The sequence below is a fragment of the Actinomadura geliboluensis genome, from assembly GCF_005889745.1.
Classification (GTDB): domain Bacteria; phylum Actinomycetota; class Actinomycetes; order Streptosporangiales; family Streptosporangiaceae; genus Spirillospora; species Spirillospora geliboluensis.
Genome location: NZ_VCKZ01000345.1, coordinates 1 through 9728, shown reverse-complemented (window position 1 = coordinate 9728; position 9728 = coordinate 1). Strand labels below are relative to the sequence as shown.

General features: G+C 68.3%; 7 protein-coding genes and 3 pseudogenes. 2 read left to right on the top strand and 8 right to left on the bottom strand.

Annotated features, from left to right (window positions below; all coding sequences use genetic code 11):
* Window positions 1–226, top strand: a pseudogene (locus tag ETD96_RS47095) (hypothetical protein); the annotation flags it as partial.
* A 510-nt stretch (window positions 227–736) separates the two neighbouring features.
* On the opposite strand, the pseudogene ETD96_RS33885 reads toward ETD96_RS47095, so the two are convergent.
* Window positions 737–976: pseudogene (locus ETD96_RS33885) on the bottom strand (IS30 family transposase); the annotation flags it as partial.
* Window positions 977–1135: 159 nt separating this feature from the next.
* Between ETD96_RS33885 and ETD96_RS33880 the strand changes: the two are divergent.
* Window positions 1136–4186: a Tn3 family transposase gene (locus ETD96_RS33880; RefSeq protein WP_138640566.1), complete on the top strand. Its 3051-nt coding sequence runs from the start codon at window positions 1136–1138 to the stop codon at window positions 4184–4186.
* A 360-nt stretch (window positions 4187–4546) separates the two neighbouring features.
* Here the strand turns inward: ETD96_RS33880 and ETD96_RS33875 are convergent, their stop codons facing one another.
* The 7 genes and pseudogenes from ETD96_RS33875 to ETD96_RS33850 all read right to left on the bottom strand — a co-directional run bounded on the left by ETD96_RS33875 (window position 4547) and on the right by ETD96_RS33850 (window position 9463).
* Entirely contained in the window at window positions 4547–4966 is a 420-nt protein-coding gene (locus ETD96_RS33875; protein WP_138640565.1) for a hypothetical protein, read from the bottom strand.
* Between the two features lie 85 nt (window positions 4967–5051).
* Window positions 5052–5411: an STAS domain-containing protein gene (locus ETD96_RS33870; RefSeq protein WP_171069366.1), complete on the bottom strand. Its 360-nt coding sequence runs from the start codon at window positions 5409–5411 to the stop codon at window positions 5052–5054.
* Window positions 5412–6253: 842 nt separating this feature from the next.
* Window positions 6254–6565: a hypothetical protein gene (locus ETD96_RS33865; RefSeq protein ID WP_138640563.1), complete on the bottom strand. Its 312-nt coding sequence runs from the start codon at window positions 6563–6565 to the stop codon at window positions 6254–6256.
* Window positions 6566–6908: 343 nt separating this feature from the next.
* A complete protein-coding gene (locus tag ETD96_RS47090; RefSeq protein WP_240808424.1) occupies window positions 6909–7193 on the bottom strand; it encodes a hypothetical protein in 285 nt (94 codons plus the stop codon).
* Window positions 7194–7293: 100 nt separating this feature from the next.
* A pseudogene (locus ETD96_RS48270) lies at window positions 7294–7716 on the bottom strand (recombinase family protein); the annotation flags it as partial.
* Window positions 7717–7971: 255 nt separating this feature from the next.
* Complete coding sequence (locus tag ETD96_RS33855) at window positions 7972–8451, bottom strand: hypothetical protein (RefSeq protein ID WP_138640562.1); 480 nt, start codon at window positions 8449–8451, stop codon at window positions 7972–7974.
* Window positions 8452–8764: 313 nt separating this feature from the next.
* Window positions 8765–9463: an IS30 family transposase gene (locus tag ETD96_RS33850; protein WP_138640561.1), complete on the bottom strand. Its 699-nt coding sequence runs from the start codon at window positions 9461–9463 to the stop codon at window positions 8765–8767.
* Window positions 9464–9728: the final 265 nt, after the last annotated feature.

The window sequence follows — 9728 nt, the reverse complement described above, 5'->3', positions numbered from 1 at the left end:
CGCGAAGCCGGTCACCGTGGACACCTACGGCGCGTGCATGGACGCCCTCGCCGCCGGCCGGCTCGACGCCGTGTCGACCGACGACCTGATCCTCGCCGGGTTCGCCGCCGGCCGCCCCGGCCGCATGCCAGCCAGGAAGAAGCCAAGTCCCAAACTCCCCCACGCGGTCCGTTCGCTACCTGGACGTCGCGGCCGGTGGTCTGGGAGCCGGGCGGGTAGGCGATGACCGCGTCCGGCTCGTAGAGGGCGGCGACGCCGGCGGCGTCTCCGGCGTTGGAGCGTTCGACGAACAGGCGGGTGATGTCCTCGGGCCGCATGGCCTTCTCGTGCGCGGTCACGGTGGTCCTTCGTGGTCGGGTCTGCTTCCGGCTCCCATCGTGGTCGCCGCCGCACCATAAGTCCAAGAGATGGTCGTTCTGGGTTCTAGAAGGACCTGTTATGGGGTTGGGGTGGTGGGGATGCGGGCCATGACGAGCATCGGAACGAAAAGTCGCGTTAGGCGGTTGCTCGGACTGGCGCTGGAGTGACCTCTCGTTCCGGTACGCCGGAGGTATCTCTCGGCCGCACCGGCGGCCGCCAAGCAGGGCAGGCGAGCCAGAGTAGCTTCCAGGCCGAAGTCGGCGAGGGCCAGGCCTGACAGCGGCCATGGAAAGCTCCGGAATGGCCATTGACACAGGCCCCATGGCGTGGCCGGGATGAGTTGGACCAGGGCTCTGCGGTGCAGCCGGGGGCGGTCTCAACCGGTCAGTGCACCACCTGCTGCCGCAAGTAGATCGTTGAGTTCCTCAGCCGGCGTCCTGAACTTAAGGGTCCGGCGAGGTCGCTCATTCAAACTCGCAGCAATTTCGTTGAGCTGCCGCTGAGTATAACAGGAAAGGTCGGCACCTTTCGGGAGGTATTGACGGATAAGGCCGTTGGTGTTCTCGTTGCTGCCACGCTGCCAGGGCGAATGCGGATCGCAGAAGAACACGGGTACGGGGCTTGAGCAGCAACCGACCGGCCAACGGCGTTAGCGAGCGGGGTTGAGCGGCGTTGTCGCCGTTGAGCGTTCCGATGTGGGCGTGGCCCGATGCGGCCAGTGCGTGTTTGGTTGCTGTGGGTTGGTTACCGGTGGGTCGGGCCTACGTTGCGGCGCATGCCGGTGGATTTCCTGACCGATGATGTGGCAGCGGCCTATGGCCGTTATGCCGGAGTGCCGTCGCGGGCGGACCTGGAGCGGGTGTTCTTCCTCGATGACGAGGACAGGGCGCTGATCGACCGCCATCGTGGCGAGCACATGAAGCTGGGGTTCGCGCTTCAGCTGGTGACGGTCCGGTGGGTGGGTTCGTTCCTGGAGGATCCGCTCGACGTGCCGACGGTGGTGCTGGACTTTGTGGCCGAGCAGTTGGAGGTCGCTGATCCGTCGGCGGTGAAGCGTTACACCGAGCGGGCCAAGACGAAGCTGGATCACCAGTGGGAGATCCGGCGGGCGCACGGGCTGAAGGAGTTCACGGCAGCGGAGGCGGAGTTGCGGGAGTGGGTGGCGGCCCGCTCCTGGACGTCGGGAGACGGCCCGAAGGCGATCTTCACCGACGCGGTGGGATGGCTGCGGGAACGCCGCGTGCTGCTGCCGGGCCTGACCACGTTGACGCGGCTGGTCGCTCAGGTTCGCGAGGAGACCACCCGCCGTCTGTGGAGTGTGCTGGAAGAGCGGTTGACCGTGGGCCAGCGGTACGTGCTGGATCAGCTGCTGGTGGTACCGCCGGGGGCGCGGGTGTCGGACCTGGAGCGGTGGCGCAAGGGTCCAGTGCCGCGTGGCAGCGGCCCTACGATGATCAAGGCGCTCGATCAGGTCGCCGAGGTCATGGGGTTGGGGATGGCCGAGCTGGGGGCTGAGGCGTTGGTGCCGCCGCGCCGTTTGGCGGAGCTGGCCAAGTACGGGATGAGCGCGGACGCCTCGCAGCTGCGTCGTCATGGCGACGGCCGCCGGTTGGCGACGTTGCTAGCCACAGTGCGGCAGTTGGAGGCCAAGTCGGTCGACGACACCCTGGAGCTGCTGGATCTGCTGATGGCCACCGAGCTGTTGAACAAGGCGCAGACGGCGGCGAACAAGGAGACGGTGCGCAAGCACCCCAAGCTGGCCAGGGCCTCGGCGCGGCTGGCGGTGGCGGTGGAGGCGCTGTTTGAGTCCGACGGGTGGGGCGGCCCGCAGGAGGAACCGCGGGTCGCGGAGGTGTGGGAGGCGATCGAGGCGGTGGTGTCGCGCGCGGAGCTGCGGGCGGCGCTGGTGCTGGTGAACGACAGCGTGCCGCCGGCTGATGCCGCCGATCCCGATGACTGGCGCAGCGAGCTGGTCGGCCGGTACACCACGGTGTCGGGGTTTTTGAAGGTGCTGCCGCAGGTCATCGAGTTCGGGGCGAACGCCGAGGGAGCGGCGGTGCTGGCGGCGATGCGGGGACTTCCGCAGGTGCTGGCCTACCGGAGCCGGCTGACCGCGCCGCTGGTCCCGGCCAAGGTGATCGATGCGGCGGTGGTGAACGGGCCCTGGAAGCGCCTGGTGTTCGGCCATCCCGCGCACGAGGGGGGCGCGGTGAACCGACACGCCTACACCTTCTGCGTGCTGGAGCAGTTCTACCGGCATCTCAAGCGCCGCGAGATCTACGCCGACGCCTCGACCAGGTGGCGCAACCCGCAGGCTCAGCTGCTGGAGGGGGAGCGATGGGAGCAGGTCCGGCCGGACGTGCTGACCACGCTGGGCCTGCCGGCCACCCCGGACGCGCTGCTGGCCGAGCACACCCGGACGCTGGATGCCGCTTTCCGGCAGGTCGGTGGGCGGCTGGCCGCCAACTCCGAGGTCCGCATCGACGAGGCGGGCAAGATCCACCTGACCGGGGTGAAGGCGGTGGAGGAGCCGCCGTCGCTGGTGGACTTGCGTGCCCGCACCACCGCGATGCTGCCGCGGGTGGACCTGCCCGAGGTGATCTTGGAGGTGATGAGCTGGGAGCCGCAGTTGGTGGAGGCGTTCACCGCGGTGTCGGGTGGCCGGTCCCGGCTGGAGGATCTGCCGATCTCGATCGCGGCGTGCCTGGCCGCGCATTCCATGAACGTCGGGTACCGGCCGATCGCCAAGAAGGGCGTGCCCGCGCTGGAGCGCTCGCGGTTGTCGCATGTGTTCCAGAACTACTTCCGGCCCGAGACCCTCGCGCCGGCGAATGCGCCGCTGGTCGCTCGCCAGGCCGGGTTGGCGCTGGCCCGGGCGTGGGGCGGCGGCATGGTCGCCGCGGTCGACGGGATGCGGTTCGTGGTCCCGGTCCCGGCCGCGTTCGCCCGCCCCAACCGCAAGTTCTTCGGATCGCGGCGCGGTATGACCTGGCTCAACGCCATGAACGATCAGGGGATCGTCCGCGACTCGCTGCACATGGTCGACGTCATCTTCGGGCTGGACGGCGGGGAGCTCCCCGAGATCGTGGTGTCGGACACCGGTTCTTACTCTGACGTTGTCTTTGGGCTCCTTGAGCTGCTGGGGATCTCCTACCGGCCCGCGCTGGCCGATCTGCCCGACCAGAAGGGCTGGCGCATCGACGAGGGCGCCGACTACGGGCCGCTGAACACCTTCGCCCGGGGCAAGATCGACCTGCGGAAGATCCGCAGGAACTGGAACGAGGTCCTGCGGGTGGTCGCCTCCATCTACACCGGCGCCGTCCGCGCCTACGACGTGGTGACGATGCTGCAGCGCGACGGGCACCCCACCGCGCTCGGCGAGGCGATCGCCGCCTACGGCAGGATCTTCAAGTCGCTGCACATCCTGGCCTACATCGACGTCGACGAGACCTACCGGCGCGACATCAAGCACGTCCGCAACCTGCAGGAAGGCCGCCACGCCCTGGCCCGCAAGATCTGCCACGGCAAGAAGGGCGAGCTGTACCACCGCTACGAACGGGGCCTGGAGAACCAGCTCGGCGTCCTCGGCCTGGTTCTGAATTGCGTGGTTCTGTGGACGACGGTGTACCTGGACGCGGCCGTCGCCCAACTGAAGGCGCAGGGCTACCCGGTCCGGGAGGAGGACATGGCCCGGCTCTCGCCGTTCGTCAGCCGGCACCTGGGGGTGCACGGCGCCTACAGCTTCGTGCTGCCCGACCTGTCGCCCGGCGCGATCCGCGACCTGCGCGACCCCGACGCCGGCGAGGACGACGAAGACGAGGTCTGAACGGGCCCCTCGGGCGACGTTCGGCGAGGAGATCTCCCCGCAACCGCTGTTGTGGACGCACGCCATCCTTACGGCAACGATCCAGATCGACATGGACGCGGGCCTCGGCCTTGACCTCGCCGCCTGAGCCGCACGCCACGCTGGGTCGCCATAGCCGGTGTCCTCATGGGCATCGCAGCCGGTCTCGGCAACCGCCGCATGGACTGCAGGTCCGGATCCGGGGGTCCCCGGGTCCGGTGGTGGGCGGTCTGGGCCCGTAGGCAAGGGAGCTTCCCCTCAGCCGTCATCCGCGGGTACAGCGGCAATGGTCACTGATCAGCCGGGGCGATCGTTGTGCGCCCGGCTGAGCTTCGCGGAGTCTTAGCCGGGTTTGGGGGGCTGGACCGGGGCGACTGGCGCGTCGAGGCGGGGCCGCAGCTTCTCGAAGCGTTCCCGGGCTGCGGCGGCGTCGGGCAGCTCCAGCACCGCGGCGATCTGCTCCCAGTTCAGGCCGGCTTCATGGACGGCGGCGAGCAGGTCGGCTTCCAGCCGGTCCATGTCCAGCCGCGCGGCCTGCAGCACCAGCAGGGCGGCGCCCAGGTCGGTGGGGTCGGGGGGCTGCTGCCCGTCGGCGTGCGCGGCGCGTACGGCGACGATCGTTTTGGCCACGGCATCGGTGTCCGGCAGCGGGTGGTGGTGTTCCTGCCACAGCAGGGCGTCCACTCCCTTCCCGAAGCGGCGGGTCAGATGGGCGCGCGCGGCGCGCACCATCTGCGGCGACGGAACAGGAAGATCATCCATGCTCGCACCGTAAACCTAATCATCGTGGCCGACCATGGGACGCACTACAACATCCAGGGAGTTAACAGGCCCGGCTGCCCCAGGCTCAGGCCGGGAGCGTTTCGAGGACGCGGATACGGCTGTCGATCGCGGTCTGCGCCAGCGAGGCCGCCAGCCGCGACTGCGGACGCAGCAGCACCAGCTCCCCACCGGCGGCGCCGGCGCTCTTCCACAACCGGACGAAGGCGTTCAGGCCCGAGGAGTCGCAGAAGGACACCTGCGACAACTCCAGCGCCACCCGCGGTGGGACCTCGTGGGCGATCAGCGCGCCGGCCCGGTCCAGCAGCGCCGCAACGGTGAACCTGTCCAGCTCGCCGCGTAGCTCCACCATCAGCCACGGCCCAGCCGGGACCATCTCCACACTGAGCTGGGGCCCGGGCGGTGAGGCGTCCAGGGTCACGGTCATCACCTCACCTCCGGGTCGGCCCATCTGCACTACTTGCCCCGGTGCCGCCCCTCGCCAGGGATTCCTCAGCGGGACCGTTCGGTCGACTGCTACATCACCCGGCACCGAAAGAATGACACCACCTACCTTGCCTCAACGGCTCAGATGGTGGCCAGTGGTCGTTCCCTTACCCACAGGCCGTCTACGACTCAGCGGGCCAGAGGTCCACGCAACCGTCGACCGCGCCCAAGATCACCTCAGCATCGATGTCAGCGCGGGTCTCGGGTATCTGCAGGGCCGGCCACTGACAGATCAAGGAGATCTGGCCGGCCGGCGGCAGTGGCCACGCCCAGTACCGCCAGTCGGTCCCGTGGGGGTGGCCTCCCACAAGCAGGGTCCGCAGGATCGGCTGATGGGGCTCTTGACCTGGGAGGCGGGCACCGGCCCCCAGGTTTGTGGCCTTGGTCCCGTCGGAGTACTGGACCCCAAAGCGTAGGAAGTCGCTGGGGACACCGTCTGACGAGGCGGCGGAAGAGAATCGACCGAGCGCTTGGACATTCACCCGCGTGCGCGCGCTTACCGCTAGCTCATAGCCAGCCGGATAGACGAGGATTTCCGTGACGAGGACTGCTGCTTGTTCAGTGTGCGCCAGGGTGAGCCGCAGTGGGACGATACTGGGGACCACTGTCGAAGGCCGCTCCCAAGGGCGCGGCGCAGCGATTTCTGGAAGAGCCGGCATTTGATCGTCGAAAAAACCCATAAGCCATGCTGGCATGGCAGCGCCGACGCCACAACACAGTAATCGGTCTGCCCGCTGTGGGGCTCGGGGCCCTGTGAGCCGACCCGAGCCCCACAGCGTCCACTCAGGCGGACTGGTTGTGGCCCACCGGCGCCTTCTGGGGGGACATGTGGTAGTCCACGTCCAGCGCCCAGGCGTGAGCACTGCTGCTGTAGAAGCAGACGAAGTCGTACCAGGCGCCCTGGTACAGGCCGTTGGCGCCCGCGGCCTCGCATTCACGCTCGGTGCTCCAGTAGCTCACGATGACCGGCGGCGGTACGAGCGCCGCGCCATCGCTGTCGGCCGAAGCCGGCGCGGCGGCCAGAACACCGATGGATGTGGTGGCGACCGCCGCGATCAGCAGTCCCCTGGCGGCCTTGGCGAAAGGTCCAGCCATAGCAGAGTCTCCCTTTGCGTGGAGTCATGTCGCTAACATGTCAACAACAGAAAACTCAAAAGTAAATGCCCTATCGGCGATCCACAAAATTTACTCTCTTTTTAACCTTGACATGCCCTATCTCGGGAGAGATGCACGGGAGAGGCCCTCGGGGCCGATGTGACTCGATTGACCACTGTCGGTTCGACGCTCGATCGAACGTGTGATCACGTAGGCGCGCCCGCGGTACGTCGAAGTCCGCATGCGGCCAAACGCGTGTTCCGTTACGGGAACACGCGCAAAGACGAGGACGGCAAACTCATGCTCAGCGCCGTGCTTCAAGAGGTCCTAGCAATATCGGCGGCTATGCCCGTGGGCGTTCGCGTTCGCGGTGCTCAGCGCGCGAGTCGGCGTCGGCTAGGGCCCGGTACAGCGAGGCGACCGAGGGCGGCTTGCCCGCGTTCTTCCCGGTCGTGATCTTCAGCTTGGCGGCGATTGCAGGCACTGGCAGGCCCTTGGCGCGCAGCGCGAGGGCGAAGGTGAGCATGTCGTCGTCGATCACCTTGGGGCGGCCGCCGTGGTTGCCGCGGGCGGCCGCGGCCTGCTGGCCTTCCAGGGTTGCGGCGACGGCCAGCACCGCGAACAGCATCGCGCCCAGCCCGTTCGGGTCGTAGATGCCCGTGAGCGGGCAGCAACTCCAGTTGGATCCCGGCGGCCTGCAGACCATTGGCGAGCGTCATCAGCTCGGCGGCGTTACGTGCGGGCCGCTTGAGCTCGTGCACGGTGAAGAGGACCGTCTGAGCGGGCGCGGCCGTCTTGATGTCGCGGCACAGCGCGAGCGCGGCCTCAAGCTCGGGACGCACCTTGACGCGGGTGGAGATCTTCTCGGAGAAGATCCGGGTGCACCCGGCGGTGCGCAAAGCCACGAGCTGGCTGTCGAGTTCCTGGCCCTTGGTGGAGCAGCGCGCGTACCCGATCCGGATCGGCGGCGCGGCCGGGCCGATCTCTGCGGCCGGCACCGGCGGCAGCGCCTGCCAGGGTGCGCCGGGCCGACGTCCGGCCGGGACGGGTACCTCGAGGAGGTCGCGCAGCGCGGGCACCAGGATGAACCGGGCGGTGTGGTACTTGGCCGCGACCTTCCCGCCCCGGGTGCGGCACGGCGAGGGCGCCATCACCTCACATGCCGGGCAGTCGTGCGCCTCGACGGCATCGGCCGCCTCATCCGGGGTCAGTTCCACCCGGCCAGTCTCGCAGAACCCTCTCGCAGAACCATCGGGTTCTGCGAGGAATTCTGAGAATCGCGACCTGGGCGGACACGGTGTCGCCGCGGCCGTGCGCCGGTCTCGCACAACCGGTCATTTCTGCGACCGACGCCGACCAGTGTGTCGGCGATCGAGATCACGGCCGCCGCCCATCGCACCACCGCCCTACCGCTTGCGTTTCTTCTTCCGCTTCTTGTTGGTGTTCTTGGTTGCCGACGACTGTCGGCCGCGGCCTTGACCGCGGATACGGATGGTGCCCGGCCCGAAGGATGTGCGCCACGGGTTGAGGAACGACCGCAGCCGCCCCTCGTAGACGTCGATCAGTTCGCCGGCCAGGACCGTCGCTTGCCGGCAGACTCGGCGATCGCCGTCGCGGCGGGCCTGCTCGTACACCTTGGGCAGGTACTCATGGATGGCCACGGCCACGTTCAGGATGCGGCGGTGGACCTCGTGCGCGGCCTCGCCGTCGAGCCGGTCGCCTGGCCCGCCGGCGGGGTTGATCTCGGTGCTGAACGTCGCCTTCAACGATGGGGCGCTCTCCACCGTGCGCACCGCAGTCGACAGGACCGGCTCGGCGTTGCCCCACAGCGTTGGGTAGGTGTCCGGGATCGGCGCAGATCGACAGCAGCTCTCCCGCCGCTCCAACAACGCAGAACGCCTGCCAGACCGCCCGCAACGCCACCACGGTGTCGGCCGGGTCCAACTCCCGTAGATCCTGCTCGACCTCGTCCAGCAGATCACCGATCGGCCGCCGATCCCTGTCACCGCTCACCTGCTCAGCGTGCGCAGGTGGGGCCCACAACGTCAACGGATTCTCACCTGCTCCGGACCGGCGGACGGCGGTATCTCCACTCAGCCCGGCTCGCTAACGCCGTTGGCCGGTCGGTTGCTGCTCAAGGGCCGGTACGTCGCTGGCCACGGTGAAGTCGGCGTGACCGGCCATCTCGACGCCCTGATCCTAGGTCAGCGACCGCTTCAGCTGCTCAGGAAGATGCCTGAGCTCGGTGGCCAGCCGGGACGCGACCCGGTCGGCGGTCCGGTGGTAGGGGATCTGGACCAGCATCAAGAACCGTGTGCTGCGCTCGACCAGCGTCGCGACCTGCGACTTCCCGCCCTTCCCGATGATCAGATCACCCTCCCAGTGGCCGGGCACCGCCCGGTCGGCGGCCTCGGCGGGCCGTTCACTGATGTTGACCATCCCGGCGATCCGGGCCTGCTTGAGGCGGGTCGACCCGCGCGGGCGCCGCTCGGCCCGACCGCGCCGCAACGCCACCTTCAACTCGGTCCGCAACTCGCCTCTGGCCTGCAGATACAGGGTCTGGTAGATAGTCTCGTGAGACACGCGCATCCTCGGATCGGCCGGGTAGTCCTCCACCAGCCTGCCCGCGATCTGCTCCGGCGACCACCGCCTCCCCAGACCCGCCGCGACCTCGTCATGCAGCCGCCGATCAGCCATCAGCCTGCGCTGCTTGGGCCGCCTGGCCAGCCGCTCGGCACGCTCGGTCGCCGCATGCACCCGGTAAGCGTCACGGCCGCCGTTCCGAGCGATCTCCCGCGAGATCACCGACCGATCCCGACCCAGCCGGGCCGCGATCAACGACGCCGGCACACCCTCACAGATCCCCTTCAAGATCTCGTCCCGCTCCACCACGGACAACGGCCGACCCCGCACCCCACACTCCCATCAGCAGACCACCAAGATCATCTCATTGATGGTGCACTGACCGGTTGAGACCGCCGGGTGCTGGTCCCTGAGAACACAATCGCGGTCAAGAACAGCCCCAACGTTCGGGGGGAGCCTGTAACTCGAAGTGTGTAAAGATGATCTTGTTGTGGGTCTGGTTGTCTTTACTGGATGCGGTCTGGGTAGGCGTCGGCGAGTTCGTTGAGGGCTTCGGCCCACCCGTAGGTCTTCTGGCCCT

Bases quoted from the DNA above. Each gene is read 5' to 3' on its own strand.
- ETD96_RS33880 (WP_138640566.1), top strand. From the start codon at position 1,136: ATGCCGGTGGATTTCCTGACCGATGATGTGGCAGCGGCCTATGGCCGT.
- ETD96_RS33875 (WP_138640565.1), bottom strand. From the start codon at position 4,966: ATGGATGATCTTCCTGTTCCGTCGCCGCAGATGGTGCGCGCCGCGCGC.
- ETD96_RS33870 (WP_171069366.1), bottom strand. From the start codon at position 5,411: ATGACCGTGACCCTGGACGCCTCACCGCCCGGGCCCCAGCTCAGTGTG.
- ETD96_RS33865 (WP_138640563.1), bottom strand. From the start codon at position 6,565: ATGGCTGGACCTTTCGCCAAGGCCGCCAGGGGACTGCTGATCGCGGCG.
- ETD96_RS47090 (WP_240808424.1), bottom strand. From the start codon at position 7,193: ATGCTGTTCGCGGTGCTGGCCGTCGCCGCAACCCTGGAAGGCCAGCAG.